Genomic DNA, 26691 nt, shown 5'->3' on the forward strand with positions numbered 1-26691 from the left:
CTCTCTCCGGCCAGCGTGGTTTAACGGGGCGCCCAGATCAAAAGCCAATGCGAGGCGGCCTGACAGCCGACCTGACATTGGCAAATGCCCGTCATCCCCCTGTGGGAGCGAGCCTGCTCGCGAAGGACGTCAACGATTACGCGCCCTGTCTGGATGATCTCGTTGTCTGGACGCCCATCGCGAGCAAGCATTGCTCCCACAGGGGAACGAGAACATCCATGAAATCAGGTCGGCTGTCAGGCCGCCTCGCTTTGGCTGTTGATCTGGCTTTTGATCTTCTTGCCCCATCGAGAGGCCGAGTGGAGGTTCTGCGCAGTGGGCACCTCGGCAGGGATGCCGAGGTAGCCGCGCCCGGCCAAGGATGGCCGATCGCGGCGGGCCCACGGAGCAGGACCGGAGCGAGGGAATGCCGAGCCTGGGCGAGGCACCGAACGAAAGGGGCAAGAGCGCTTGGTTACTTGGCGCTCTTCCAAGTGACTCGCCGTAAGGGCGAAACCATAAGCCGCCGTTACCCAAGAAACGGATATGTACACCTAAAGCGTGATACACACTCACGCCCCAGGTGCCTAAAGCATCAATGCGCGATGCACACCGACTTCAGCTCGGTATAAGCCTCGATCACCGCACGCCCGAACTCACGGCCCATGCCCGACTGCTTGACGCCACCGAACGGCATCGCCGGGTCGAGCAGTACGTGGGCGTTGACCCACACGGTGCCGGCTTCGATGCGCGGCACCAGATTCATGGCTTTGCTCAGGTCGTTGGTCCACAGGCTGGCGGCCAGGCCGTAGCGGTTGTCGTTGGCCAGGGCGATCACCGCGTCTTCATCGTCGAACGGCATCACACCCAGCACCGGGCCGAACACTTCTTCACGGGCCACGGCCATGCTGTGGTCGATATCGGCGAGGATCGTTGGCTGCACGAAGAAACCGTTGCCTTCCAGCAACTCACCACCGGTCACCACCCGCGCGCCTTCGCGGCGAGCCAGTTCGATGTGCTTGAGTACGCTCTGTTGTTGCTTGCGCGATACCAGCGGGTTGATCGCCGCGTCGCAGTTCATACCGGCACCGATCGGCATGGCCGATACCGCTGCTGCCAAGGCTTCGACGAACTGGTCGTGGATCGAGCGGTGCACGTAGAAACGCGACGCCGCGGCACACACCTGACCGTTGTTCAGCAGGCCGCCAAGAATCGCCCCTTGCACGGCTTTTTCGATGTCGGCATCGGCGAGCACGATCATCGGGTTCTTGCCGCCCAGCTCCAGGGAGAAGCGCGTCATGTTTTCCATGCACGCCACGCCCACGCTCTTGCCCACGGCGGTGGAACCGGTGAAGGACACTTTGCTCACCAACGGGTGCGAGGTCAGCACGCCGCCAACGGAAGCGCCGCCACCAGTGACCACGTTGAACACGCCCGCCGGAATGCCCGCTTCCAGCGCCAGTTCCGCCAGGCGCATGGCGGTCAAAGGAGTTTCCATCGCTGGCTTGATGATCACCGTGCAACCGGTGGCCAGGGCTGGCATCAGCTTCCAGGCAGCGATCAGCAGCGGGAAGTTCCACGGCACGATGCCGACCACCACGCCGACCGGCTCACGCTTGGTGAACGCGGTGAATTTGGCGCCCGGCGGCAGCGGGATCGACACGTCGAAGGTCTGGCCTTCGATCTTCGTCGCCCAGCCGGACATGTAGCGCATGAACTCCACAGTAGCGTTCAGATCCAGCGCGCGGGCCATGTTGATCGACTTGCCCTGGCTCAGGGTTTCCAGCTGCGCCAGCTCTTCGGCGTGCTCTTCCACCAGGCGGGTGAAGTTGAGCAGGATGCGCTCGCGGTCGGCCGGACGCAGCGAAGACCAGACACCGGACTTGAAGGCTTTGTGCGAGGACTGCACCGCTTGTTCGACGATTGCCAACGGCGCATCGAGGGTTTCGCACAGGGTCTGGCCGGTGGCCGGGTTGACTACGGCAATGGTCTCGCCTTCGGCAAACACCCACTGACCATCGATAAAGCAGCCGTGACGGCGTTCGAGGAAGGCAGCCACCTGGGGCAGGATTTCAACGTTGCTCATAAATCACCTCTCATTCGTTCAAATGTAGGAGCCGGCTTGCTGGCGAAGGCATCTTTAAGGACGGCGCAAGACTCAGGGCCGCCATCGCTGGCAAGCCAGCTCCTACAGGGTTCGGTAGCCAGATATCCGGCTGCTTAGTGTTGTTCTTTGAGGTAGCACACGACCGCCTGACGATCGTCGGCGGACGCCAGGCCCATGTAGGGCATGTAGGTGCCAGGCACATAGGCCTGGGGTTGGGTGATCAGTTGCTCGATGTTCTCGGCCTGCCAGTCGATGTTTTTGCTGCGCATGGCCTGGGAGTAGTTGAAGCCTTCCAGCGAACCGGACTTGCGCCCCACTACACCCGCCAGGTTCGGCCCCATCATCCCGACCGCGCTTTTTGACACCGAATGGCAGACCCCACATTCGTTGGCGAACACTTCGGCGCCACGGCTCTGGACCGGCGCGCAATCGGCAGCGACAGCGGCCTGGGCCAGGGTGAAGGACAACAATCCCATGAGGGGCAAACGCAGGGCGGTAAACATAAGGAATGACCTTGAAAATCCACGCGCTCGTCACGCAGACGAACGCCAACACAGAAAGCGCCGGGGCAACGGAACCCCGGCAGGTTGGAAAGGATTGTCGGTGGTCGGGCAAGCGCAGGGTTTGCGCTGCGTGCCAGTTGTGTTGGCGGTTCTGCCAAATCGCTTATCAACACCTGTAGGAGCGAGCTCGCTCGCGATGGGCGTCAACGATTACGCGGGCATTCAGGACACCCGTGTTTTCGTTAACGTCCATCGCGAGCAGGCTCGCTCCTACAGTTCATCGTCTGCTTCTGGAATCAAGCCATAAAACAATAGAATTTCATCGAGTTCAGCCTTTGATAATTTTGAATTATTTAGTTCATTTATTGCCGACAACAAAGATGAAATTTGCGTTCGCGACACTTCGCGCCGCGAAACCACAAAACTATCAACAGGAAGATTGAGTATCTGAAACTTGTGTGAATATAACTTCATGACAGTCCTTTCCACGCCTGTTCTGCTCAATATCAGAACAACCATGTCGAACGGGGTTTGAATCCTTGCCCGCATCCCTGCAACGTGTAGCTCCAGGCGGGCAAGCGTTGATTTCCGACTCTTCGTCGTAGTTGAAAAAGCTGTCACGCAAAAAGTCATTCATCATTGCTGAATCCCCGTCAGTCAGGAAAGTGTCGCGCCTATGGTTATTATTTTTCGCACGAAGTTACAAGCATGCATTTTCAATGCGTAGGAAACTTCGCTCAACATTAATAGAGAGTTCGCACGGAAAAACAGGAAGTACTATTTACCAAAAACCGCAACACACGTTATTTGTAGACTCAGGCAACTGTAGGAAGCAGTAGGAACTTTCCTTCGCTGTCAAAAAAACGCTTTGTTCTAACAGGCGTCCTTCTAAACAAAAAACGACGAACGGTAATTTCAACGACACCACCATTCCCCTGTAGGAGCTGCAATCCGCCGCGGCAGAGGAGCCCGTCAATAGAAGCAGCAAAAACAGCCGTGCCCTCACTTCGCCACTCAATCTGGCATGCACAACCAACTTATTGGCAAACAGGAAAAAGGCCGAAAAATCCTTGGCCCTTAGTATCTAAAAAGACCGCAACCCTGCGCCTAAGAACAAGAACGGATGTCATGCCATGCTCAAGTCTCCCTTGCTTCGACTTTCCACGCTCGCGCTGATGATCAGTGCCGGGCAGGCCGGAGCTTATGAACTGTACTCAGACAGCGACACTCACCTGAACGCCACCCTGGAAGCGGTTTTCGGCATTTTCCATAGCCAGGAAAACTACGCGTTGTCGGGTCGTCTCGATGAAGGTTCGTCGTCGTGGCGCGAGGGTTACATCAAGTACGGCCTGGCTTTCGACAAGGGCCTTGGCGGTGTCGGCACCACCTATGGCGCGGCGAATCTGCTGAGCTCCGGCACCTGGGGCGATGGCGATGCCGCCGGTTTCAGCGACGGCACGGAACGCACCACCAAGTTCGAAGATGCCTACCTCGGCTGGCGTTCGGCCGACCTGTTCCCCGTGCTGGGCAGCGACGGCATCGACTTCTCGTTCGGCCGCCAGAACATCGTGGTCGGTGACGGTTTCCTGATCGATGGCGACGCGCTGAACATCGGCAAGGGCCTGGCCGACGGCGAATTCAACCGTGGCGGCGCCTACTGGCTGGCCGCGCGCAAGGCGTTCGACGAGACCGCCGTGTTGCACATTGGCGGCAAGCAAGGCTGGCGTGGCGACCTGATGTGGCTGAAATCCGACAACCGCGCCCAGGCCAAGACCGAGATGTACGTCGGTACGCTGGAGCACGTGTCGGACATCGGCACGGTCGGCCTGACCTACATCGACACCACCGACGTTGACGAGCAATTCGCCTCGCCGATCCAGCTTGAACGCGACGGCATGAAGACCTACAGCCTGCGCGCCACCGGCAATGCCGGGGTGAAGGACCTGTTCCTCTCCGGCGAATACGCCAAGCAGGACAAACCCCACACTTCTGACGAAGACGCCTGGTACCTGGAAGCCGGCTGGACCTTCTCCGACGTGGCTTGGGCACCGTATGCCAGCTACCGCTACAGCCGTTTCTCGGAAAACTACGACACCCTGTTCTACGGTTTCAGCCGTGGTTTCGGCACCTGGTTCCAAGGTGAAGTGGCCGGCAACTATGCCGGTCCGTTCAACAGCAACGCGCGCATCCAGCAAGTCAAGTTCACCGTCACGCCGCTGGAGAATCTGACCGTCGGTGCGATGTACTTCAACTTCGACACCATCGACCGCAACCTGGGCAATGCCGACGGACACGAAACGGACCTGTACGCCGAATGGCACGTCAACGACCACCTGAGCATCATGCCGCTGATCGGCCTGTTCCAGCCGGACAAGAGCGCCGACGAGGGTGGCACGCAGTTGGGCAACAACGACAAGAACCTCTACAGCCAGGTGATTTTCGCCACGACGTTCTAAGCCCCACACAATCCCTGTAGGAGCGAGCCTGCTCGCGAAAAACGTCCAGGCAACGCGGGCATCCAGACAGCCCGCGTTATCGTTGACGTCCATCGCGAGCAGGCTCGCTCCTACAGGGGTCGGGTTCGTTTCCCAGGAAAAAGGCATTTCCCATGCAGAAAAAATTTCTGACGATCCAGAGCAAGATCGCCCTGCTCGCCGGCCTCTGCCTGTTGTTGGTGGTGGGCCTGCTGATGGGGCTGTCACTCTACCAGACCCATCAAAGCAGCCGGCAAGTGGCCCAGGCCAGCAGTGAAATGCTCGCCGATGCAGCCAGGGAACACATGCAGGCGCTGGGCAAGGTGCAGGCGATGCAGGTGCAACGCACCTTCATGCAGACCCACGAATTCGGCCAGGGGTTATCGCGATACTTACTGTATCTGCGGCAACTCCAGCACCAGGGGACGCTGACCCGCCAACAACTGCGCCAGGAGCTGAGTACCCAGCTTCATCAGGCCCTGAACGACAAGCCCGACCTGCTCGGGCTTTACGTCATTTTTGAACCTGACGCGCTGGACGGTGCCGACGCGGGTTTCGCTGACAAGGCCGATCTGGGCAGCAACGAAAAGGGACGCTTCTCGCTGTACTGGGTGCAGAGCAAACCCGGTGAACTGCAAGCGGTGATCGGCGACGAGGGTCTGCTGGCCAATACCGAGCCGGGGCCGAGTGGCGCACCCTACAATTCGTTCTACACCTGCGCCCGCGACACCCGTCAGGCCTGCGTGCTGGAACCCTACTTCGACGAGGCGTCCGGCAGTCGCAAACTGGTGACCAGCGTTGCCTTCCCGCTGCTGGAAAACGGCAAGGTCATCGCCGTGGTCGGCCTCGACATCAACCTCGCCGCATTGCAAAAGAACAGCGAAACCAGTGCCCTGAAACTATTCGATGGCCACGGCCAGATCAGCATCGTCAGCCCCCATGGCGTGATTTCGGCCGACAGTCAGGACGTCAGCCGCCTCGGTCAGCCGATGAACAGCGCAGAAGTCATGGATGCCTTGCGTCAGGGCCAACCGAAAGTCTTTGTCGACCCGCAGCAGATCAAGGTCCTCGAACCCCTGGCACCGATTGCCGGCGCCGCGCCCTGGGGTGTGCTGGTGGGCGTGCCGCAGGAGGTGCTGCTGGCACCGGTCACCACCCTGCAAAAACAACTCGATGCCCAGGGCGCGCAAAGCACCGCGCTGGCCCTGCTGCTCGGCGGCGGCTCGGCCCTGCTCGGCCTGCTGTTGATCTGGTACACCGCGCAGCGCATCACCCGGCCGCTGCAAGTGCTGACGCGGGTCATGGAGGACATCTCCCTCGGCGAAGGCGATCTGACGCGGCGCCTGCAAGTGCAGTCCCGGGATGAAATCGGTCAGTTGGCCACGGCGTTCAACCGCTTTGTCGAGCGTATCCATCAGTCGATGCGCGAGGTGTCGTCGGCGGCGCTGGGCGTCAATCAGGGCGCTCGGCGCGTGCTGGACGCGTCCAATTCGTCGCTGAGCAATTTCGACGATCAATCCACCCGCACCAACAGCGTGGCCGCCGCGATCAACCAGTTGGGCGCCGCCGCCCAGGAAATCGCCCATAACGCTTCCGATGCCTCGCACCAGGCCTCCGCCGCACGACAACAGGCCGAAGACGGTCGTCAGGTGGTGCAGCGCACGATCGAAGTGATGAACGAACTGTCGGGAAAGATCCGTACATCGTGCGCCAACATCGAAGTGCTCAACGGCAAGACCGTGAACATCGGGCAAATCCTCGAGGTGATCAAGGGCATCTCCCAGCAGACCAACCTGCTGGCGCTCAACGCCGCCATCGAAGCGGCTCGCGCCGGTGAAGCCGGACGCGGATTTGCGGTGGTGGCCGACGAGGTGCGCAGCCTCGCTGGACGCACCCAGACCTCGGCGCTGGAGATCCAGCAGATGATCGAGGAGCTGCAAGTCGGCGCCCGGGATTCGGTCACCACCATGACCGAGAGCCAACAGCACAGCGAGGAAAGCGTCACCATCGCCAACCTCGCCGGCAGCCGCCTGGGCAGCGTGACCCAGCGCATCGGCGAGATCGACAACGTCAACCAGTCCGTCGCCGCCGCCACCGAGGAACAGACCGCCGTGGTCGAAGCCCTGAACGTCGACATCACCCAAATCAACACCCTCAACCAGCAAGGCGTGGAAAACCTGCAATCGACCTTGCGTGCCTGTACCGAGCTGGAACAACAGGCGGCGCGGTTGAATCAGTTGGTGGGGAGTTTTCGCATTTAAGATGGATGTCGCCTGAGCTGCCGCCATCGCGGCGGTGCGGCGATCCGACAAGCCTTGCTCCCACAGTTGATCTGCGTCGTACACAAATCCTGTGTTCACCAAAGATCCTCTGTGGGAGCAAGGCTTGCCCGCGATGAGGCCATCACATTCAACATCAATGGTGACTGATAGCCCACTCTCACAAGGGCCTTGCTGAACCCACTGAATCTGGCACCCACAACCAACCACATGGCATGCACGCAAACATGCCCCGCCGCACCCCGCGCGTAGTATCGAGACCAGCCCCCTTCAGTGGGCGCAAGCAACGCTCAACCCTCTCCATTTCTCACTAAAACAATAAATCGGCCTTCGGGTCGCGGGAGACTTCTGTGCTCAAGAAAAGTGCGCTGGGCTGGCCAAAGATTGCCGGCCTTGGAATTGCGTTGGTGGTGGCCGGGCAGTTTTCCGGCTGGAACTTCGGGCTGGCCGCTGGTGGCTGGATGAACATGCTGATCGCCACGTTGTTGATGGCGCTGCTGTGCGGTGGCCTGGCCTTGTGCGTGGCGGAATTGTCCACGGCGTTGCCCAGTGCGGGCGGCGTGTTTGTCTATGCGCAAAGTGCCTTCGGGCCGTTTGTGGGTTATCTGGTCGGGGTGGCTTGTGCGCTGGCCTTGACCATCGGCACCGGCGCGGCGGCGACCTTCATTTGTGCCTACACCGAATCGATCTTCGGCCTCGGCGGCTGGCCGGTGAAGATCGCCCTGTTTGCGGTGATCATCGGCATTCACCTGCGCGGTGTCGGTGAGGCCATGGGCCTGACGTTCATTGCCGGGGTGATTGCCGTGGTCGCCCTGCTGACCTTCGGCGTGGCCATGGCGCCGCATGTCGAGCTGGCCAATCTGCTGGTGTTGCCAGCCAATGTCGCCACGCCTGTCAGCCTCGGTGGCATCTTCGCCTGCGTGCCGTTCGCCATCTGGCTGTTCATCACCGTCGAGCAAACCGGCTCGGCGGCGGAAGAAGCGGACAACCCTGGCCGCACCATGCCACGCGGCATTCTCGCGGCCATCGGCACCTTGTTGGTCACCGCACTGGTCGTGATGGTGTGCGCACCGGGCGCCGGTGGTGTCGACCTGGTGGGCAGCGCAGGCGACCCGCTTTACGCGGCGATGTCCAGCAAAAGTGCCTTCGGTGAAGGCTCGTGGCTGGCCAAGGTGATTGGTTGCGGCGGTGTGTTTGGCCTGATCGCCACCTTCTTCTCCCTGGTCTACGCCGCCTCCCGTCAATTGTTCGCCATGGCCCGCGACGGTCTGTTCCCGCAATGGCTGGGCAAGACCGGCAAGCGTGACACACCCTACCCGGCGCTATTGCTGATCGGCGCCATCGGCCTGCCATTGTCCACCATCGACCCGGCCACGGTGATGCTCGCGGTCGTACTGCTGCTCAACGTTTGCTACCTGTTCATCTTCGGCGCGTACCTGCGCATCAAAAGCAGTCAGCCCGACCTGCACCGTCCATTCCGTCTGATTGGCGGCAAGCTGGTCGCCTGGCTGGGCCTGGCCCTGACGCTGGTGGTGGTCGCTGCTTGCTTCCAGCTTGATCTGACCATGCTGATCGCTCTCGGCGTGACCTTCACCCTGTGCATTTTCAACTTCCTGCTGCGCACTCGCCGCGCCCCTGTCATCGAGGTTCCAGACCATGCCTGACACTCTCCTGCAACGCCGCCATCGTGTACTCGGCAGCGCCTCGCCGCTGTTCTACGACAAGCCCCTGCACCTGGTGCGCGGTGACGGCGTATGGCTGTTCGACGTCGACGGTCGCCGCTATCTGGACGTCTACAACAACGTGCCCTGCGTCGGTCACTGCAACCCGCGCGTAGTGGAGGCGATGCATCGCCAGGCCACCACCCTGAACATCCACACCCGCTACCTGGACGAGCAGGTGGTGCGCTACGCCGAGCGCCTGACCGCGACCTTCGCCCAGCCGCTGGACACCGCGATGTTCACCTGCACTGGCACCGAGGCCAATGAACTGGCGCTGCGCCTGGCGCGTTTCGCCAGCGGCGGCACCGGGATCATCGTCAGCGACTACAACTATCACGGCAACTCGGCGTCCCTGGCCGAGGTCACCACCGCCCTGCCCTCGCCGGAGCCCTTTGCCGCCCACGCCCGCGCTGTGCCGATTCCGTGCCTGTACCGCGCACCTGCCGGCACCACTGAAGCGCAACTGGCCGAGGAATACGTAGCCAATATTGCTGCCGCGATTGCCTCGATGCAGGCCCAGGGCATTCGCCCCGCAGCGCTGCTGATCGATACCCTGTTCGCCAACGAAGGCCTGCCACGGGTGCCGGCCAGTTTCGTCGCCAAGGCCGCGGAGCTGATTCGCGCGGCGGGCGGCTTGTTCATCGCCGATGAAGTGCAGTCCGGTTTCGGCCGTACCGGCGATCACCTGTGGGGGCATCAGGCCCACGGCGTGACGCCGGACATCGTCACCCTCGGCAAACCCATGGGTAACGGCTATCCATTGGCCGGGCTGATCACCCACAAGGCGCTGGTCGAATCCTTCGGCCGCAACGCCATGTACTTCAACACGTTCGGCGGCTCGCCGGTGGCGGCTGCGGTAGGCATGGCGGTGCTGGACGAGATTGAACAAAAGCAGTTGTTGCAGAACGCGCAAAGCGTCGGCGCCTATGTGCAGCAGCGACTACAAGTGCTGGCCGGCAAACACTCGATCATCGGCGATGTGCGCGGCAAGGGCCTGTTCTTTGCCATGGAGCTGGTGCGCGATCACGCGAGCAAGGAACCCGCCGGGCTGGAAGCACGCAAGGTGGTCAACGACATGCGCGAGAACGGCGTGCTGATCAGCAAGATCGGCGCCGGCGACAACATTCTCAAGCTGCGCCCGCCGCTGGTGTTCGGCCTTGAACATGCCGACCTGTTCGTCGACACACTGGACCAGGCGCTGAGCGCCATTTGAGGATCCGCCATGACTGAATTCAATACGTTGAACCATGACCAGCAGGTCGCCCATCTGCACGATCTGGCGCGCCACGCCCTGCAACACTGGGACGGCGATTTTGCCGACATCGAACTGGTCAAGTTCCGCGAGAACGCGGTGTTCTCCGCCTGGCGCCACGACGGCCAGCGTGTAGCCCTGCGCATTCACCGCAATGGCTATCACTGCGAGGCGGCATTGCGCTCCGAGCTGCTATGGATGGAGGCGCTGGAAAGCGCCGGCATTACCGTGCCGCAGATCATCCGCGCCCAGGACCAGCGCCACCTGATCGAAGTGAGCCATGCCGACATCGGCGAACGCCATGTCGACATGCTCGCCTGGCTGCCGGGCGCCACCGCCGGCACCTCCGAGGCGGGCGTGCAGGCCGACACTGAAATCGATTTCCTGTTTGCCGAAGCCGGGGCGATTGCCGCGCGCATTCACCTGCATTCGGCCCACTGGCAGCAGCCGGACGAGTTTGTCCGGCATGCCTGGGATGAGGAAGGCCTGATCGGTGCCAATCCGTTCTGGGGGCGTTTCTGGGAGCTGGAGCAGTTGAGCGACGAGCAACGGGAGCTATTGCAACAGGCTCGACGCCAAGCACGGCAGGACTTGCGTCAATACGGCCGTCACCTGGGCAACTTCGGCATGATCCACGCCGACCTGGTGCCGGAAAACCTGCTGATCGAAGGCCCGTGCCTGCGTCTGATCGACTTTGACGACGCCGGTTTCGGCTGGCACATGTTCGAGCTGGCCACGGCGCTGTACTTCTGCCTGGATGATCCGCGCTACGAGCAAATCAAGACGGCGCTGATCGAGGGGTATCATGCGGTGAAGCCGTTGACCGAGGCGGATCGGCAGACGCTGGCGCTGTTTCTGCTGTTGCGTGGCACTACCTACCTGGGCTGGATTCATACCCGCCAGGGCACGCAGACAGCGATTGAGATGGCGCCGATGTTGATTGAGCGGGCTTGTGGTTTGGCTCGGGACTATCTGCAGGTCTGATAGAAAGCTATCGCGGGCAAGCCCGCTCCCACAGTGATCAGTGTCGTACACAAATTCTGTGTTCACTGAATATCCCTGTGGGAGCGGGCTTGCCCGCGATGAGGCCAGAATATTCAACATCTATGGCGGCTGATACACCGCCATCGCGAGCAGGCTCGCTCCCACAGGATCTCAGTCGGACACAGATTTTGTGTTCACTGAAAATCTACTGTAGGAGCGAGCCTGCTCGCGATGAACGATAACGCGATCTATCAGCAGTGCGCGCCCGCATGCTCCAGGCGATGGAACAACCGGTTGAAGTACACCAGGCTGTCACGCGGCTCCCACAGTGATCAGTGTCGTACACAAATTCTGTGTTCACTGAATATCCCTGTGGGAGCGGGCTTGCCCGCGATGAGGCCAGAATATTCAACATCTATGGCGGCTGATACACCGCCATCGCGAGCAAGCTCGCTCCCACAGGATCTCAGTCGGACACAGATTTTGTGCTCACTGAAAATCTACTGTAGGAGCGAGCCTGCTCGCGATGGACGATATCGCGGTCTAATCAAGCCGCACTGGCATGTTCCAGGCGATGGAACAACCGGTTGAAGTACACCAGGCTGTCACGCGGCTCCCACAGTGATCAGTGTCGTACACAAATTCTGTGTTCACTGAATATCCCTGTGGGAGCGGGCTTGCCCGCGATGAGGCCAGAATATTCAACATCTATGGCGGCTGATACACCGCCATCGCGAGCAAGCTCGCTCCCACAGGATCTCAGTCGGACACAGATTTTGTGCTCACTGAAAATCTACTGTAGGAGCGAGCCTGCTCGCGATGGACGATATCGCGGTCTAATCAAGCCGCACTGGCATGTTCCAGGCGATGGAACAACCGGTTGAAGTACACCAGGCTGTCACGCGGTTCGCGCACGCCGACCTTTTCCAGCTCCACGAACATCACCGAATGCGACCCCACTTCCTTGCACTCGCTGATCCGCCCTTCCAGCTGCACCAGGGCGTCGCGCAGCACCGGCACGTCGGCGGCGCCGTCGTCCCACAGGTCCCAGGCGAAGCGTTCGTCCATCGGCACCTTGGTCATGCCGGCGAAGTGGCGGGCCAGTTCTTCCTGTTCGCCGCACAGTACGTTGACGCACAGCCGGCCGTTGGTGCGGAACACGTCGTGGGTGGCGCTGTTGCGGTTGACGCACACCAGCACGGTGGGCGGAGAATCGGTCACCGAGCACACAGCGCTGGCGGTGATGCCGCAGCGACCGCCAGGGCCGTTGGTGGTGATGATATTCACCGCGGCCGGCAGTTGCGCCATGGCGTTGCGAAAGTCGATTTGCTGCTGGCTCAGGTCGGCCATGTCGATGCCCCTTCCTTCAGGAGGACCGTCTGTTTGCGGTCCGTAGGTGATGGAACAAGAGTACGGCCGGACACTCGACCCAGCCATTCTGACGATCACCACAACGAGCTAGGCTTTCCGCTAGTCGACTAGGTGGTTTCTTTATCGCAAGGGCCGATGACAGTGGGTATCCTGCTATCTGGCTCCAAAAAGATGAGCCGATGCGTGCCGCGCGTTCGCGCGCGATAACAATAATTAGAAATTCTCGTGGCAGCCCCTGATGCAAACCCGCAAACCGATTGTTTACATCGTTGACGACGACAAAGACCTGCGTACTTCGCTGGCCTGGCTGCTGGAGTCTGTCAGCGTGCAGGCGCAGTGCTTTGCCGGCGCCGAAGAGTTCCTCAGCCAGTACGACCCCAAGCAACCGGCCTGCCTGGTGCTGGACGTGCGCATGCCGGAAACCAGCGGTTTCCAGTTGCAGGAGATCCTCAACCAGCGTGGCAGCACCTTGCCGACCATTTTCGTCTCGGCCCATGGCGATATTCCAATGTCGGTGACGGCGATGAAGAACGGCGCGCTGGACTTCGTCGAGAAGCCCTACAACCCGCAGCAGATGATCGACCGCATCCAGGCCGCGCTGAAGGCCGCCGTGCACGCCCAGGCCGATCAGGAGCAGCGCCAGAACCTGCAAGGCAAGCTCGCCCTGCTGACCAGCCGCGAGCGCGAGGTGCTGATGCTGGTGATCGATGGCAAGGCCAGTAAGGTGATTGCCCGGGAGCTGAACATCAGCGTGAAAACCGTTGATGTGCACCGGACCAAGATCAAGGAAAAGATGGGTGTGAGCAGCATTGCGATGCTGGTGCGAGAGGTGCTGCACTTGCCGGGCGAGGAGCCGGTGCGGCATTGAGATAGGAGCTTACATCTTCAGGGATTTTGAGGCCGCCATCGCGGGCAAGCCCGCTCCCACAGGTATTGATGGTGTTCACAAACTCTGTGTACGAAACCGATCACTGTGGGAGCGGGCTTGCCCGCGATGAGGCCAGCATGATCAACATCAATTCTGGCTATAGCGCTTGCGATAGGCACCCGGCGACACGCCAAAGCGCGATTTGAACGCCGAGGAAAAGTAGCTGGAATCGGAAAAGCCCCAGGCGTAGCACAGCGCCGACAGCTTCTGCTCGACGTCCGAGCGGCGCAGGTTTTCCGCGCAGAAGTCCAGGCGCCGATGCTTGATGTACTGCGCCACCACCAGGCCGCGCTTGGAGAACATCCGGTACAGGCCGCGCACGGAAACCCCCACTTCCCGGGCAATCAGCTCGGGACACAGGTCTTCGTCGCTGAGGTGCGCGTCGATGAACGCTATGATCTTGCGAAACTGCCGCTCGTGGACATCGCCGTTGCTGTCGCGGGCGCTGACTCCGGGCAACAGCAGGCTGGCCAGGGCGTCGAGTACCGCCTCGCTTTCCTGCATGTCCAGACCTTCCTGTTGGCGAGTCTCAAGTACCAGTCGGTTGGCCATCGCCGCCAACGGGTTACTGGCGCCGATGCGCGTGGCGCAATTGACCGCCGTGAAGTGCGAACCACGTTCCACCACCTGACGCGGAAGGATCAGCGACAGCTGACGGGAATCGTGGTTGTAGGTCATGTCGCTGGGGCGGCTGGCGTCGATCAGGGCGATGTCGCCACAACCCAGTTGCGCACGGTTGTCGCCCTGCTCCAGCTGCGAACTGCCGCGCATCTGGAACACCGCGTAATAGTGGCCATCGCTGCTGATGCTGACGTCCTTGCTGGAGCGATACAGGTGCACGTGCGCCATGTCGACCACACTGAGTTTGATCGCGCCGCTGCGAAATTCCGCCAGCTCGCCATAAAAATCGGTGTCCAGTGCACGGGCATCGAAACGCCCGCAGGCCTGGTTAACCTGGCTCAACCAACTTTCGAACGCCTCATTGCGCACCGTCGATGCTGTAATCATGTCCGCAAAGCCTCACGTGTTTTTGTTGTTATTTTCCGGCCGCTTCGTCGAGCGGCTCGCTAAAAATCATTCTTACTCCAGCCATCACCTCCCTCGATGGCCGCCGGGCGCCCATTCAACAGGCTCCGGCGTCGGCTTTCCAGCCGTATAAACGCTTAGATGTCCAATACCAGACGAGCGGAAAGTGCCCGTGAAACGCAGGCGCAGATCTGCTTGTTGGACGCCTTTTCCTTGTTCGACAAGCAGTTGTCGCGGTGCTCCGGCACGCCGTCCAGCACCTCGACGATGCAGGTGCCGCAAATGCCTTCGCGGCACTCGGTGTCAATGTCGCAACCGTGTGCCTGCAGCACGTCAACCAGACTGGAATCGGCCGGAACGTGGAGCACCACCCCGGAGCTGGCCAGTTCCACTTCGAAACTGCCGGCCGGCGCACTATTGGCCGCAGGATCCGCCGCGAAATGCTCGAGGTGAATGGCGTCGTCCGAGCGGCTGCGCGCGGCCACTTCCACCACCTTGTTCATGAATGGCGCCGGGCCACAGGTATAGACGTGGGCGGCGCTGCCGGCACGGTCCAGGCACTCGCTCAGCGCGGCGTCCAGGTCGGCAGGCTCCACGCCGTAGTGGAACGCCACGTGGTCGGCAAAATTCGTTGCCAGCAGTTCGGTGAATGCGGCGTACTCGGCCGAACGGGCGAAGTAGTGCAGGCGATAGGGCTGGCCGCTTTCCGCCAGTCGATAGGCCATGCTCAGCAACGGCGTTACGCCAATGCCGGCGGCGAACAGCACGTGTTCGGTGGCCGTGTCATCGAGGCGGAACAGGTTGCGCGGCGCGCCCATCTCCAGCTCCATGCCCTCTTCCACCTGCTCATGCAGCGCTAGCGAGCCGCCGCGCGATTGCGCTTCCTTTTTCACCGCCACCAGATAGGCACGACGATCCTGTGGCGGGCTGCACAGGGAATATTGGCGGGTCACACCGGTCGGGCCCGTGAGGTCGACGTGGGCACCCGGCTCATAGGTGTCGAGCGGCTGGCCGTCACTGCGCACGAGGCGAAAGGAGCGGATATCCAGCGCTTCGTCGACGATCCTTTCGATCTTCACCTTCATCATTGCATCACCTGAATTCTGTTGTATTTGGGTCACCTCTGTAGGAGCTGGCTTGCCAGCGAAGACGGCCTCGAGCCTTGCTTCGCCCATCCGGACGCCTTCGCCGGCAAGCCGGCTCCTACAGGTGTTGCGTCGGCTGCTTTCAGCGCATGAACAGGCCGCCATTGATGTCCAGGCACGCGCCCGTGACGGAGGTGGCGTTTTCGGCGATCAGCAGCAAGACGCTGTCGGCGATGAACGCCGGATCGCCCAAGGTGCCCGCCGGGATCATCTTCAAAATCTGCTCCAGCCGCTCCGGAGCCACGGTTTCGCGTACCACCGGCAAGTCCAGCGGCCCCGGGGAGATGCTGTTGACCGTCACGCCTTGCGACGCCAGTTCACGGGCGAAGACCTTGGTCAGGGTCGCCACGCCGCCTTTGGCCGCCGCGTAATGCGCGCCGGTGGCGGTGCCGCCGTTCTGTCCGGCCAGCGAGGCGATGTTGACGATGCGCCCGAAGCCACGCTCGGCGAAGTGCGCGCCGAACACCTGGCAGGCCACGAAGGTGCCGCGCAGGTTGATGGCCATCGACTCGTCGAACTCTTCCGGCGTGATGTCCATCAGCGCCGCGACTTTCGACACGCCGGCGTTGTTCACCAGAATGTCGGTGCCGCCCCAGTGCGCGGCGAGCAGGTCGCGGGCTCGCTGGAAGTCGGCCTTGCTGCGCACATCCAGCTCAATGGCGACCGCAGTGGCGCCGCTGCCATCCAGCTCGGCGGCCAGTTGCCGTACGCCTTCGAGGCGCACATCGGCCAGCCCGACGCGATAACCCGCCGCGTGCAGACGACGGGCGATGCACTCGCCCAGTCCCCGAGAGGCACCCGTTACAAGGGCTACTCGACTCATGATGTTGCCCTCACAAAAGGAAGCCGAGCGCGCTCAGGCTGTCGGTGGAGTTGATCAGGCGCACCACTTTGCGCTCCAGGCTCGGTACGCCATCGGTGAAGCGAATGCGGTGGTTCAGGTCGGCCACGAACGGCGTGTGCACGCCGCGCTTGTAGGCGTACAGCAACTGCGCCGAGTTGACTTCGACGATGTCGCCAGCCGCTTCCACCAGGCGGAAACGCGAGACGCTGCGGATGGTTTTCGCCGCGTCCACCGCCGACGGCGAGTAGCCGGCGGTCAGGCGTTCGATGCGCAGGTCACGCATGCGCGCGTCGTCGTAGGCGTAGTTGAGGGTGGCCTCGAAGTCTTCGGTGTCCGGGTCGATCGGCACGATGTACTTGCCGCTTTCGCTCCACAGGGTCGCCCACTCGGCGTAGTTCTTGTGGTCCAGCAGCTCGGCTTCGCGCCAGATGAATTCGATGGCCTGGGCCAGCGGGCCGGAAAAACCGTTCAGGGTGTCGTGATTGCTCATTGGCTCATCATCCTTTTCCACATGTCGTAGGCACCGCGCATACCGCCTTCGTCGGTGGCATGGCTCACCTTGTCGCCGTTCTCGGCGGTGATTTCGCGGTTCAGGCCGCGGTTAACCAGGATTGGCGCGTCGACGCCGGCGTACGAGCCGCGCTGCACGCGGTCCCAGGCCTCGGCATCGTCCGGGCTGCCGAAACCGAACGGGCCCTGGAAGTGTTCGTGAATGCGCATGCGCTCGCGGTTGGCGATTTCCGGGCCGCCGTCCATGCCGAGGGCTACGTGACGGATTTCCGTCTCGGTGACCGACACCGGACGCAGCACGCGGAAGAACGACATCGACATGGCCACGTTGGGGAACAGGTTCAGGTTGAACCCGGCGCCATGCAGCGAACGCACGATGCGGCGCACTTGATCCGCTGGCATGGTTTTCGACAGTTCTTCGGTGACGTGAGCGAAACGCTCTTGCAGTTGTTCGGTGCCGTCGTCGTGATCGAGGTCGACGTGCTCAGGCACCATCACCATCACGCTGTGGCCGTTGCCCAGGGAGTGGGTCACGGCTTGCTCGTCGGTCATGAACGAAAGCATTTCCGAGGTTTCTTCATCCACCGACGACATGAACGACTTGTGCACGATCGGGAAGTGATAACCGTCGGTGGTGTTTTCCAGCTGGATCTTCCAATTGCCCTTGAAGCTGAACTTGTGTTCGCCCTGGGTCTTGATCGGGTAACCGGCGCCCTGCTTCATGAACAGGTCCATCCAGTGCTTGGCGCCGCCGAGGAAGTCTTCCAGCGGTTCGATGTCGTCGTTGTAGCTGGCGAAGATCATGCCGGCGTAGCTTTCGACGCGCAGGCTGGTCAGTGGCAGCTCGGATTTTTCCAGGATGCCTTCATAGCCGTCCGGGTACGGCAACGCGCGCAACTTGCCGTCCAGGCCGTAGGACCAGCTGTGGTACGGGCAAGTGAAACCGGTGGCGTTGCCCTTGTGCTTTTCGCACACGGTCGCGCCACGGTGGCGGCAACGGTTTTCCAGGACGTTGATGTTGTTCTTCTTGTCGCGCACGACAATCACCGGGCGACGACCGATGGTGGCGGTCTTGAAGTCGCCGCTGTTACGCACTTCGCTTTCGTGGGCAACCCACACCCAGGTGCGGTAGAAAATCTTGTCCAGCTCGGCTTCGAACAGCGCCGGGTCGTTGTACAGCGAGACGTCGACGCGGTCGTGCTGGACCAGGTCTTCGGGGCTTTTCGACGTTGCGATCAGCTGATATTCATGAGTGCTCATGCGGTTCTCCTCATGGCTTCTTTTTATGATTTCGTTGTAGAGCCTGGGCGTCAGCCGACCATGCTCTGTTGCAGTTGCGCACCAAAGGCGCAGACCACTTCGTCCTGTCCTTTACGGCCGACGATTTGCAGGCCGACTTTCAGCCCGCCGCAATCAATTTCCACCGGCACCGTCAGCGCCGGGTGGCCGCTCAAGTTGAAGGGCCGTACCAGCGGAGTCATGCCAGCCACGGCCTTGCTTGAACTGCGGGCTTCCACCAGCGTCGGTGGCAGGCTCGGCATCGTCGGCAGCAGCAGCACTTCAAACTGCTCCAGCGCGGCATCCACCTGTTGGCTGAAGCGCGTGCGGACCTGTTCGGCTTGTGCCAATTCGGCAGCGCTGGTACGGCTGGCTGCCAACAGGCGCAGCTCGACGTCCGCACCGATCAGGCCCTGGCCGGTGAGGTGGCCGAACGCGGCCCAGTTTTCAAAGTTGATCACCGTCAGGCCAGCGACGAACGCCGCTTCGAATTCACTCAACTGCACACCAGTGCGGCGCCAGCCGGCACGATCGGCGGCAGCGCCGAGGCACGCTTGCAAATGCGCGTCGCAGGCAACGTCGAGAAAGCCGACCGAAGCGTTGTTCGACGGCAAGCCCTGAGCCTGGAAACCGGGACAGATCACTTGCATCGCAGCGATCAGGTCATTCATGTCGGCCGCAAATGGCCCCACGCAATCGAGGCTGGATTCGGCCGGATGTGCACCTACTCGGCTGACGCGACCATAGGTCGGCTTCAACCCGGCAATGCCGCAGCAGGCGGCTGGCACCCGAACAGAACCACCCGTGTCAGAACCGATGGCGATGTCCGCCAGCCCCGCCGCGACGGCGGCGGCCGAACCGCTGGACGAACCGCCAGGCACCCGATCCGGTGCCTGCGGGTTGATCGGAGTGCCGGTCCAGTCGTTGATACCGGTGACGCCAAACGCCAGTTCGTGCATGTTGGTCTTGCCGACGATTTGCCAACCCGCTGCGAGGATCGCATCGACCACCTCAGCGTTGCGCAGGGCTGGTAAAGCACGGGCAAACGCCCGGCTGCCGGATTGGGTGGCGTGACCGGCGATGTCGATGGAATCCTTGATGGCGACGCGTTTGCCGCTACCACCGAGAAGAAATTCGCTGATGAAAGTACTCATGCGCGTGCCTCCAAGGTGGAAAGTTCCGTATTGAACAAGCGTTGCGTGCGGAAATGCGCGATCAGCCACACGCCATCGACACAACGAAAATCGATGTTCAGACGGGTGCCGAACAGTTCGCTGCGTTGATCCGCGTAGGTGGAAATCTGCTGCATGATCCACTGCCCCTGCGCTGTCTCGCCGTCGACCAGGATCGACTCGCTGGTGAGGTAATGCAGGTTCAGCTGGAAGTGATCCGACGGCGGCAGATAACCGCCGACGAAAGCGGCCACGGCCTCGCGTCCACGATGCTGACCGAAGGTCTGCGCGGTCTCGCGACCCACGCCTTCCCAGATCGCATCGACGCAGAACAACTCGGCCAGTTCGCTGACGTGAGTCGGCGCTCTTGGTACGTCGCAGAGGTCCATGTAGCGCGCCATCAGGCGGCGTACTGCACTTTCCCCTTCGAGCGTCGCCAGACGCTGGAGCAAGGCCTCGTTCATGGCTTACACCTTGGCCGCGTCTGGAATGGTCAGCGGGCGGCCGATGCGCGCTTCGACCTTGGCGTAGCGCCACAGGCTGTATTCGTTCACCGGCGTAGTGCGGAACAGGTTGCAGGCGTCGATCACCGACTGGTGGCAGTCGACGTCGGCCATGATGTACACGGTCCAGGGCGAGGTGGTGGACGGGCCGACCATCAGGCGGTCGTCATCCATCGCGCCGAGCACGGTGATACCGGGCATCGCACCGAGGTCGCCCATCATTTTGCTGAAGCCTTTCCACACGCTCAGGCCTTCGCCGGTGGGCAGGTCGAAAAAGTTCTGGGTGATGCCGATGCAGAAGACGACGCGCAGTGGTTCTTGAGTGGCTTGCGACATGGAGTTGATACCTTGCAAAAGTGACGGGAATTCAGATGTAGCCAGGGAACGGCGGCACGCCGAGGAACACCGAGCCGGCGCCGTCGTACAGCCCTTCGCTGAGGAAGGCGTGCTGGGTCACTACCATCGAGTCGCGCAGGTAGCGTTGCAGCGGATGACGCAGGTAGATGGCGGTGGTCCCGGCCAGGCTGTAGGCGCTCTGCACCACGGCGGCACCGGCCTGGGACACATGGATCGCCGACAGGCGCAGCAGACTGGTTTGCTCCGGCGTCACCGGGTTGCCCGCCAGAATCGAGTTCCACACCTGTTCGGTGGTGTTGTAGAAGAAGCCACGGGCGGCGCTGAGTTTGGCTTCAGCCTTGGCGATCTCGATGCGGACGTAGGCGCGGTCGGACAACTTTGGCGCACCGGTGATGCCCCCGCCGTTGGCCATGCGGCTGACTTCGTCGAGGGCGGCGCGGGCCAGGCCGAGGTTGACCACGGCCAGCACTTGCGCGGCGTAGGCAATCGATGGGTAACGGAACAGTGGCTCGTCGATGGTCGCGGCACCGCCACGGATGAAGGTCCAGCGCTCATCGATGTGTTTGTCGGTCACGCGCAGGTCATGGCTGCCGGTGCCCTTGAGGCCGACCACGTCCCAGTTCTCGACAATCTCCACCTGATCCGGGCGGAACACCGCAGTGCGAGGCTTGCCACCCGCCGCACCGATGCCGACACCGAGCAAGTCAGCGCCTTTGCAGCCGCTGGCGAACTTCCAGGTGCCATTGACCTGCCAACCACCGTCGACGGCTTCGGCCGGTTGCAACGGGAACAGGCCACCGGCGAATACCAGATCGGGGCTGTCGGCGTAGATTTCAGCCAGGGTTTCTGGCGGCAAAGCGGCGAGATAGACACCGGCGCTGCCGAAGCTGGCGACCCAGCCGGCGGAACCGTCGGCTTCGGAGATGCGCTCGATCATGTGCAGGAATTTCGCAGGCGCCAAGGCGTCGCCGCCGTAGCATTTCGGCGTGGCGGCGCGGTAGATGCCCACCTGCTTGAAGCGCTCGATCATGTCCCGTGGCACGTGGGAGACGCTGTCGAACTCATCGCGACGTTGGCGCACTTCATCCAGCACGTGCTGGAATGCCTGGCTGTCGACGACAGGCTCGTCAACGCCGATCAGGGCGTCTTGTTGCGCAACCGCTGAACGCAGCATGGGCTTTCTCCGTTTTGCTTATTGTTAGTGGGGTGACACTGCACCGCTGTCTCTGTAGGAGCGAGCCTGCTCGCGATGGTCGTCAACGATGACGGGGGAAACCTGACACCCCGTGGCGATCTCAGGTTTATCGCGAGCAGGCTCGCTCCTACAGGGGGTCGGCGTGGCTACCCTTGCATTGGGAGCCAGTGTAAAAACCGCACCCCGGCGCAACTATTGGTGCGTGCAGCCCCCCGGCTAAAGAAAACCCCTAGGCCGCCCCCGGTTACCTCTGAGCGCATCCCCGGGCGCGAGCCGGTATAAAACGCCATACTTGCGGTTTCACCGCTCACTCCCCCCTGCCGCCAAGGGCTGCGCGATGTACTTGCCTAAACAGAACGACTTTTTCACCCTGATCGAAGCCATGCCGCTGTGCATCATTCTTCACGATGCCCATAGCAAGGAGATTCTCTGGGCCAACGCCGCCGCGCTGTCGGCACTGGGGTTTACCCTCGAAGAACTGACGCCGCTCAAAGCCCCGGACATGACCCGCGATGCGCCCAAGTACCGGCGTTCGGTGGGTTTGCGCTGGCTGGAGGGTGCCGCGCGCACGGGCCAGCGTGCCATCGAGTGGTGCTACCGCTCCAAGCAAGGGGTGGAAATTCTTTCCGAGGCGGTCGCGACGCTGGTGCACCTGGAAGGTCGCGATGTGTTGATGGTGCAGTTCCGCGACATCTCCAGGGAGGACAAGGTCAAGCGCGACCTCAAGCGCTTCGAAAGCCGGCTCAAGGCGTTCATGCAGGACCTGGCCGAAGGTGTGGCGGTATTGGGTCCCGAGGGTGAAATACGGTTTATCAGCGACTCCGGCGCGCATCTGCTCAACAGCGATGTGCACAAGCTGATCGGCAAGAATTTTCTCGACTGGTGCGACGACGCTTCACACCAGCGCCTGCTTGCGCAACTGTCCCACGAGACGCCCGAGCACCTGCCGTTCAGCGTGCACTACAAAGTGCAGCGGCGTGATGGCGAGTGGCGCTGGCATGACGCGACCTGCCGATTCATCGAAATCGAAGATGACCTGATTGGCCACTTGTTACTGTTTCGCGACGTCACCGAGCAGGTGCAAGCCGAAGAGGCACGGCGGGTCAGCGAACAAAAAATCGAATACCTGGCACGCTACAACGCCATGGGCGAAATGGCCGTGGCCATTGCTCACGAACTCAGTCAGCCGTTGGCCGCTACCCGCAATTTCATCGAAGGCGCGTTGATTCGTTTGGGTAACGCGGCCGACTCCGATCAAGGCGTCGCCTGGGGCTTGCAGAACGCGGTCCGACAGATTGAGCACGCCTCGGTGATCATCAAGAGCGTGCGCGATTACGTGGTCAAGCTGGAGCAGAGCGAAGAGTTGATCGACCTCAATGAATTGCTGCGCGAAACCCGATATTTCATCAGCCTGCGGGCCGATCCGAGCCTGATACGGGTCGAAATCGTTCCGTCACCCGAGCCGCTGCGGGTGAGCTGTGAGAAGGTGTTGATCGGCCAGGTGATCCTCAACCTGGCCTTCAATGCGATCGAAGAAATGGCTGACCTGCCCCTCGAACGCCGCGTACTGCGCATCCAGGCCAGCGCTGAAAACGGCGTGGCGCTGGTGCGTATCGAGGACCGTGGGCGTGGGATCCAGGCCGAAGCACAGGAGAAGCTGTTCGATGGTTTCTTCTCGTCCAAGGTCAGCGGCAATGGCATTGGCCTGGCGTTGTGCAAGAACATCATTGGCCGGCATCGGGGTGATATCTGGGCGCAGAACCTGGATCCGAGCGGCGCTGTATTCACCTTCTCCCTTCCCCTCTCCTGACACCCCCCCCTGTAGGAGCGAGCTTGCTCGCGATGGTCGGCAACGATGACGCTGGAAGCCTGGCACCCCGTGGCGATCTCAGGTTCATCGCGAGCAAGCTCGCTCCTACAGTTTTCCCTCGCCATTTTGCTGCGGCATGACACTGGCACAGATACACAAACACTTGGCAGGCAGGGCAATTCCCGAGTTGGACGGGCGAGGCACTATTCACTGGTCAGAATCTGCCCACTCACCCGCGATCCGCGTTACCAACAATTCAGGAAGTTCCCCTTATGCGAACAAACAGGATCTCCGTACAGTCAGTGCTAGGCCTGAGCCTGCTTGTACTTGGCTTGAACAGTGCCCGTGCGGACCTGCCCGCCGACACTATCGGCCAGACCACCTTGGCATTCCCCGCTGAACCGCACCGGGCATTCGTCGTCGATGTCGAGTTCGACAGTTTCGTCGCCGGTCGCATCACCGTGGTCGACCCTGACCAGAAACGCGTGCTGGGTATGGTGCCGACCGGTTTTGCCGCGCCTTCGGCCCTGAGCCATGACAAGAAGACCATCTACGCCGCCGACATCTGGTACTCCCGTGGCACCCGCGGTACTCGCACCGACGTGCTCACCGCGTGGGACAGCTCGACCCTGTCGCCGGCCTGGGAAGTGCTGATCCCGAACAAGCGCGCCGAGTCCCTGACCCAGCGCTACGGCCTGAAGACCAGCGGCGATGACCGTTTTGTCTACGTCTACAACTTCACCCCGTCGACTTCGGTGACCGTGGTCGATACCCAGACCAAGGCCGTTGCCACGGAAATCGCGATTCCGGGTTGCGTGCTCAACTACCCGATCGGCAAGCGCAAGTTCGCCTCGCTGTGCGGCGACGGCAGCCTGCAAGTGGTGACCCTTAACGACGAAGGCAAGGAAACCGCGCGCAGCCGCACGCCGTTCTTCGACCCGAACGCGGAAAAACTGGTGGAGCGCGCGGTCAACGTCGGCGACACCTACTACTTCACCACCACTACCGGCACCGTGCGCGCCGTGGACTTCAGCGCCGATGCGCCGAAAATCCTGCCGAGCTGGTCGCTGGTGACCGACGAAGAGAAGAAGGCCGGTTGGGCACCGGGCGGCTGGCAGCTGATGGCCGTTGCGCCGAAGCTGAACCGCTTGTACGTGCTGATGCATGACGCTCACGAACCGATGAAGTGGGAAGACCCAAGCACTTTGATCTGGGCCTTCGACCTGAAGACCGGCAAGAAAATCGCCACCCTGGAAGCCCCGGCCCCGATCTGGAGCATGCAGGCCACCGGCGACGACAAACCCCTGTTGCTGGGCGCCGATGTCGAGGGCGGTTTGCAGATCTTCGATCTCAAGACCAACCAACACACCGGCGCCATGGCCAAGGTCGCGAAAACCGCGACTCAAGTCATGAGCTACTAAACGAGATTCGGCCATGCAATCAGATCCGATCTTCATCATTGCCAGCGCCATCGCCATCGCGGTGCTGCTGGCCAGTGCCGCGACTCACAAGGTGCGGGCGCCGGCGCGCTTTCGCAAACAACTTGGCGACTATCAGTTGCTGCCCGATGCGCTGGTGCGCCCGGTCGCCCGACTGATTCCGCTGCTGGAACTGGCCATTGCCTTCGCGTTGCTGGTGCCGGTCAGCCGGCACTGGGCGGCGTTGAGCGCCGCCAGCCTGTTGGCGCTGTATGGCGCCGCCATCGGCATCAACCTGTGGCGCGGTCGTCGCGACATCGACTGTGGCTGTGCAGGTCCCGACCAGGCGCAACCGCTGCGCCCGGTCCTGCTGCTGCGCAACAGCACGCTGGTGGCACTGGCGCTGGTGGCCAGCGTAGCACCGGCTGCCCGCGACATGAGTGCGTTCGATGCCTTCGTGACCCTGGCCTCCGCCGCCGTCACATTGCTCATCTACGCCGCGGCCGATGGCCTGCTGGCGAACTCCCCTCTTCTGCTCAAATTGATTGGTAGGTAATCAAAATGGAAGGCTTGATAGTTTCCAATGTTCTGCTCTGGGTATTGCTGGTGGCCGTGGCGTTCGTCGTCATGGGCCTGGTTCGTCAGATCGGCGTGCTTCATGGTCGCCTCGCCCCCGCCGGCGCGCTGATGATGGACAAAGGCGTGGCTGTCAACGAAGCCGCACCGCAAGTAACCGCTGCCGATCGTAATGGCCGCCCGGTGAACTTCGGCTATGCCGGTGAAAAATCGCAACTGCTGTTCTTCCTCTCGCCGACCTGCCCGATCTGCAAGTCGCTGCTGCCGGCGATCAAATCCATCGCCAAGGAACAGGCCGGCACCCTCGACGTGGTGTTTGTCAGCGATGGCGACATGGACGCCCAGCAAGCGCTGATCCGCGAACACAAACTGGAAGACGCCACCTACGTGGTCGGTCCGGAAGTGGGCATGACCTACCAGATCGGCAAGCTGCCGTACGCCGCCCTGATCGACAAGTCCGGCACCCTGCGCGCCAAAGGCCTGGTGAACTCCCGCGAGCACCTGGACAGCCTGTTTGAAGTGGAACACCTCAAGCACGCTACTTTGCAGCAGTACCTCAACGCTCAGCCGCAAGAGCATAACCCTCACAACCATGACCACAGCCACGGCCATAGCCACTGATAAGGCAGGGAGACCTTCATGAAACTGCTGGATCTGTTGTTCGAGCGCTCCTCGCGCCGTGTTGCCGATACCACTTCGCGCCGCAAACTGCTGGCACGCATGGGCTCGCTGATCGTTGCCGGTGCCGCTCTTCCCGTGCTGCTGCCGCTGGACCGTACCAGCAAGGCGCTGGCCGCCACTGACCCGAAAGCCGGCGACCCAGGCGATCCGAACACCTGCGACTACTGGCGCTACTGCTCCATCGACGGCTTTCTGTGCAGCTGCTGTGGCGGTTCGGTGACCTCCTGCCCACCGGGCACCGAGGCCTCGCAAGTGACCTGGATCGGCACCTGCCGCAACCCGGCCGACGGCAAGGACTACATCATTTCGTACAACGACTGCTGCGGTAAGCAAAGCTGCGCCCAGTGCGCCTGCACCCGTAACGACAGTGAAGAACCGGCCTACCGCCCGTTCAACAACAACGATGTGAACTGGTGCCTGGCCGCCAAATCGCACATCTACCACTGCACCGTTTCGATCATTCGTGGCGTGGCGGTTTAACGCGTTACTGCCGGTTGCTTCGGTAACCGGCATTTTTTCTTTTCTGTAGGAGCGAGCTCTGCTCGCGATGGACGCAAGGGCGCCGCGCTCATTCAGAC

Annotated in this window: 23 protein-coding genes and 3 pseudogenes; 12 read left to right on the forward strand and 14 right to left on the reverse strand. The window is 61.6% G+C overall.

Going from position 1 to position 26691, the window contains the following annotated elements; translation table 11 throughout:
• Positions 1-574 precede the first annotated feature (574 nt).
• The 3 genes from BJ917_RS06000 to BJ917_RS31715 form a co-directional block, all read right to left on the reverse strand.
• On the reverse strand, positions 575-2065 hold the full coding sequence (locus tag BJ917_RS06000; RefSeq protein WP_096512257.1) for an aldehyde dehydrogenase family protein: 1491 nt from the start codon (positions 2063-2065) through the stop codon (positions 575-577).
• Positions 2066-2199: 134 nt separating this feature from the next.
• A complete protein-coding gene (locus BJ917_RS06005; RefSeq protein WP_121102595.1) occupies positions 2200-2589 on the reverse strand; it encodes a cytochrome c family protein in 390 nt (129 codons plus the stop codon).
• A 270-nt stretch (positions 2590-2859) separates the two neighbouring features.
• Complete coding sequence (locus BJ917_RS31715) at positions 2860-3210, reverse strand: hypothetical protein (RefSeq protein WP_147432549.1); 351 nt, start codon at positions 3208-3210, stop codon at positions 2860-2862.
• 512 nt (positions 3211-3722) lie between these two features.
• Between BJ917_RS31715 and BJ917_RS06010 the strand changes: the two genes are divergently transcribed.
• The 6 genes and pseudogenes from BJ917_RS06010 (at position 3723) to BJ917_RS06030 (ending at position 11299) form a co-directional block, all read left to right on the forward strand.
• A complete protein-coding gene (locus tag BJ917_RS06010; RefSeq protein WP_121102597.1) occupies positions 3723-5045 on the forward strand; it encodes a hypothetical protein in 1323 nt (440 codons plus the stop codon).
• 371 nt (positions 5046-5416) lie between these two features.
• Positions 5417-6469 (forward strand): annotated as a pseudogene (locus BJ917_RS32625) (HAMP domain-containing protein); the annotation flags it as partial.
• A gap of 255 nt (positions 6470-6724) precedes the next feature.
• Positions 6725-7324 (forward strand): annotated as a pseudogene (locus BJ917_RS32630) (methyl-accepting chemotaxis protein); the annotation flags it as partial.
• Between the two features lie 368 nt (positions 7325-7692).
• Positions 7693-9006 (forward strand): amino acid permease, encoded by a 1314-nt coding sequence (locus BJ917_RS06020; RefSeq protein ID WP_121102601.1) that lies wholly within the window; start codon positions 7693-7695, stop codon positions 9004-9006.
• Positions 8999-10276 (forward strand): aspartate aminotransferase family protein, encoded by a 1278-nt coding sequence (locus BJ917_RS06025; protein ID WP_096512267.1) that lies wholly within the window; start codon positions 8999-9001, stop codon positions 10274-10276. Before BJ917_RS06020 ends, BJ917_RS06025 begins: the two co-directional genes overlap by 8 nt.
• A 9-nt stretch (positions 10277-10285) precedes the next feature.
• Positions 10286-11299 (forward strand): phosphotransferase enzyme family protein, encoded by a 1014-nt coding sequence (locus BJ917_RS06030; RefSeq protein WP_121102603.1) that lies wholly within the window; start codon positions 10286-10288, stop codon positions 11297-11299.
• 251 nt (positions 11300-11550) lie between these two features.
• Here BJ917_RS06030 and BJ917_RS32525 read toward each other — a convergent pair.
• A pseudogene (locus tag BJ917_RS32525) lies at positions 11551-11622 on the reverse strand (4-hydroxyphenylacetate 3-monooxygenase reductase subunit); the annotation flags it as partial.
• A 517-nt stretch (positions 11623-12139) separates the two neighbouring features.
• Positions 12140-12649 (reverse strand): 4-hydroxyphenylacetate 3-monooxygenase, reductase component, encoded by a 510-nt coding sequence (hpaC, locus tag BJ917_RS06045; RefSeq protein ID WP_121102605.1) that lies wholly within the window; start codon positions 12647-12649, stop codon positions 12140-12142.
• 259 nt (positions 12650-12908) lie between these two features.
• Between hpaC and BJ917_RS06050 the strand changes: the two genes are divergently transcribed.
• Positions 12909-13538, forward strand: a complete 630-nt coding sequence (locus BJ917_RS06050) for a response regulator transcription factor (protein ID WP_121102607.1) — start codon at positions 12909-12911, stop codon at positions 13536-13538.
• Between the two features lie 147 nt (positions 13539-13685).
• Here BJ917_RS06050 and feaR read toward each other — a convergent pair whose 3' ends face one another.
• The 9 genes from feaR to BJ917_RS06100 form a co-directional block, all read right to left on the reverse strand.
• On the reverse strand, positions 13686-14606 hold the full coding sequence (gene feaR, locus BJ917_RS06055; RefSeq protein WP_096512271.1) for a transcriptional regulator FeaR: 921 nt from the start codon (positions 14604-14606) through the stop codon (positions 13686-13688).
• Positions 14607-14761: 155 nt separating this feature from the next.
• A complete protein-coding gene (locus BJ917_RS06060; protein ID WP_096512272.1) occupies positions 14762-15712 on the reverse strand; it encodes a PDR/VanB family oxidoreductase in 951 nt (316 codons plus the stop codon).
• Between the two features lie 139 nt (positions 15713-15851).
• Positions 15852-16592 (reverse strand): SDR family NAD(P)-dependent oxidoreductase, encoded by a 741-nt coding sequence (locus BJ917_RS06070; protein WP_096512273.1) that lies wholly within the window; start codon positions 16590-16592, stop codon positions 15852-15854.
• A 10-nt stretch (positions 16593-16602) separates the two neighbouring features.
• Complete coding sequence (locus BJ917_RS06075) at positions 16603-17103, reverse strand: aromatic-ring-hydroxylating dioxygenase subunit beta (RefSeq protein ID WP_096512274.1); 501 nt, start codon at positions 17101-17103, stop codon at positions 16603-16605.
• Positions 17100-18383, reverse strand: coding sequence for a Rieske 2Fe-2S domain-containing protein (locus BJ917_RS06080; RefSeq protein WP_121102609.1), 1284 nt, complete (start codon positions 18381-18383; stop codon positions 17100-17102). Before BJ917_RS06080 ends, BJ917_RS06075 begins: the two co-directional genes overlap by 4 nt.
• A 50-nt stretch (positions 18384-18433) precedes the next feature.
• Positions 18434-19555 carry an amidase gene (locus tag BJ917_RS06085; RefSeq protein ID WP_096512276.1) on the reverse strand — a complete coding sequence of 374 codons (1122 nt, stop codon included), beginning with the start codon at positions 19553-19555 and terminating at the stop codon, positions 18434-18436.
• Positions 19552-20037 carry a nuclear transport factor 2 family protein gene (locus BJ917_RS06090; protein ID WP_096512277.1) on the reverse strand — a complete coding sequence of 162 codons (486 nt, stop codon included), beginning with the start codon at positions 20035-20037 and terminating at the stop codon, positions 19552-19554. The genes BJ917_RS06085 and BJ917_RS06090 overlap by 4 nt, the downstream gene beginning before the upstream one ends.
• A 3-nt stretch (positions 20038-20040) precedes the next feature.
• Entirely contained in the window at positions 20041-20412 is a 372-nt protein-coding gene (locus tag BJ917_RS06095; RefSeq protein ID WP_096512278.1) for a hypothetical protein, read from the reverse strand.
• 31 nt (positions 20413-20443) lie between these two features.
• Positions 20444-21607: an acyl-CoA dehydrogenase family protein gene (locus BJ917_RS06100; protein ID WP_121102611.1), complete on the reverse strand. Its 1164-nt coding sequence runs from the start codon at positions 21605-21607 to the stop codon at positions 20444-20446.
• Between the two features lie 358 nt (positions 21608-21965).
• Here BJ917_RS06100 and BJ917_RS06110 point away from each other — a divergent pair, with 358 nt between their 5' ends.
• From BJ917_RS06110 to BJ917_RS06130, 5 genes are all read left to right on the forward strand, one after another.
• Positions 21966-23438: a sensor histidine kinase gene (locus tag BJ917_RS06110; RefSeq protein ID WP_096512281.1), complete on the forward strand. Its 1473-nt coding sequence runs from the start codon at positions 21966-21968 to the stop codon at positions 23436-23438.
• A 272-nt stretch (positions 23439-23710) separates the two neighbouring features.
• Positions 23711-24859 (forward strand): amine dehydrogenase large subunit, encoded by a 1149-nt coding sequence (locus BJ917_RS06115; RefSeq protein ID WP_096512282.1) that lies wholly within the window; start codon positions 23711-23713, stop codon positions 24857-24859.
• A 13-nt stretch (positions 24860-24872) separates the two neighbouring features.
• On the forward strand, positions 24873-25412 hold the full coding sequence (locus tag BJ917_RS06120; protein WP_096512283.1) for a MauE/DoxX family redox-associated membrane protein: 540 nt from the start codon (positions 24873-24875) through the stop codon (positions 25410-25412).
• A 5-nt stretch (positions 25413-25417) separates the two neighbouring features.
• Complete coding sequence (gene mauD / locus BJ917_RS06125) at positions 25418-26053, forward strand: methylamine dehydrogenase accessory protein MauD (RefSeq protein WP_096512284.1); 636 nt, start codon at positions 25418-25420, stop codon at positions 26051-26053.
• An 18-nt stretch (positions 26054-26071) separates the two neighbouring features.
• On the forward strand, positions 26072-26593 hold the full coding sequence (locus BJ917_RS06130; RefSeq protein WP_096512285.1) for a methylamine dehydrogenase light chain: 522 nt from the start codon (positions 26072-26074) through the stop codon (positions 26591-26593).
• The last annotated feature ends 98 nt before the right edge of the window (positions 26594-26691 follow it).

It is taken from the genome of Pseudomonas sp. WPR_5_2, assembly GCF_003634475.1.
Lineage (GTDB): Bacteria > Pseudomonadota > Gammaproteobacteria > Pseudomonadales > Pseudomonadaceae > Aquipseudomonas > Aquipseudomonas izuensis.

Coding starts and splice junctions, on each gene's coding strand:
- BJ917_RS06000 (WP_096512257.1), bottom strand. CDS start 2,065: ATGAGCAACGTTGAAATCCTGCCCCAGGTGGCTGCCTTCCTCGAACGC.
- BJ917_RS06005 (WP_121102595.1), bottom strand. CDS start 2,589: ATGTTTACCGCCCTGCGTTTGCCCCTCATGGGATTGTTGTCCTTCACC.
- BJ917_RS06010 (WP_121102597.1), top strand. CDS start 3,723: ATGCTCAAGTCTCCCTTGCTTCGACTTTCCACGCTCGCGCTGATGATC.
- BJ917_RS06025 (WP_096512267.1), top strand. CDS start 8,999: ATGCCTGACACTCTCCTGCAACGCCGCCATCGTGTACTCGGCAGCGCC.
- BJ917_RS06030 (WP_121102603.1), top strand. CDS start 10,286: ATGACTGAATTCAATACGTTGAACCATGACCAGCAGGTCGCCCATCTG.
- hpaC (WP_121102605.1), bottom strand. CDS start 12,649: ATGGCCGACCTGAGCCAGCAGCAAATCGACTTTCGCAACGCCATGGCG.
- BJ917_RS06050 (WP_121102607.1), top strand. CDS start 12,909: ATGCAAACCCGCAAACCGATTGTTTACATCGTTGACGACGACAAAGAC.
- feaR (WP_096512271.1), bottom strand. CDS start 14,606: ATGATTACAGCATCGACGGTGCGCAATGAGGCGTTCGAAAGTTGGTTG.
- BJ917_RS06060 (WP_096512272.1), bottom strand. CDS start 15,712: ATGATGAAGGTGAAGATCGAAAGGATCGTCGACGAAGCGCTGGATATC.
- BJ917_RS06070 (WP_096512273.1), bottom strand. CDS start 16,592: ATGAGTCGAGTAGCCCTTGTAACGGGTGCCTCTCGGGGACTGGGCGAG.
- BJ917_RS06075 (WP_096512274.1), bottom strand. CDS start 17,103: ATGAGCAATCACGACACCCTGAACGGTTTTTCCGGCCCGCTGGCCCAG.
- BJ917_RS06080 (WP_121102609.1), bottom strand. CDS start 18,383: ATGAGCACTCATGAATATCAGCTGATCGCAACGTCGAAAAGCCCCGAA.
- BJ917_RS06085 (WP_096512276.1), bottom strand. CDS start 19,555: ATGAGTACTTTCATCAGCGAATTTCTTCTCGGTGGTAGCGGCAAACGC.
- BJ917_RS06090 (WP_096512277.1), bottom strand. CDS start 20,037: ATGAACGAGGCCTTGCTCCAGCGTCTGGCGACGCTCGAAGGGGAAAGT.
- BJ917_RS06095 (WP_096512278.1), bottom strand. CDS start 20,412: ATGTCGCAAGCCACTCAAGAACCACTGCGCGTCGTCTTCTGCATCGGC.
- BJ917_RS06100 (WP_121102611.1), bottom strand. CDS start 21,607: ATGCTGCGTTCAGCGGTTGCGCAACAAGACGCCCTGATCGGCGTTGAC.
- BJ917_RS06110 (WP_096512281.1), top strand. CDS start 21,966: ATGTACTTGCCTAAACAGAACGACTTTTTCACCCTGATCGAAGCCATG.
- BJ917_RS06115 (WP_096512282.1), top strand. CDS start 23,711: ATGCGAACAAACAGGATCTCCGTACAGTCAGTGCTAGGCCTGAGCCTG.
- BJ917_RS06120 (WP_096512283.1), top strand. CDS start 24,873: ATGCAATCAGATCCGATCTTCATCATTGCCAGCGCCATCGCCATCGCG.
- mauD (WP_096512284.1), top strand. CDS start 25,418: ATGGAAGGCTTGATAGTTTCCAATGTTCTGCTCTGGGTATTGCTGGTG.
- BJ917_RS06130 (WP_096512285.1), top strand. CDS start 26,072: ATGAAACTGCTGGATCTGTTGTTCGAGCGCTCCTCGCGCCGTGTTGCC.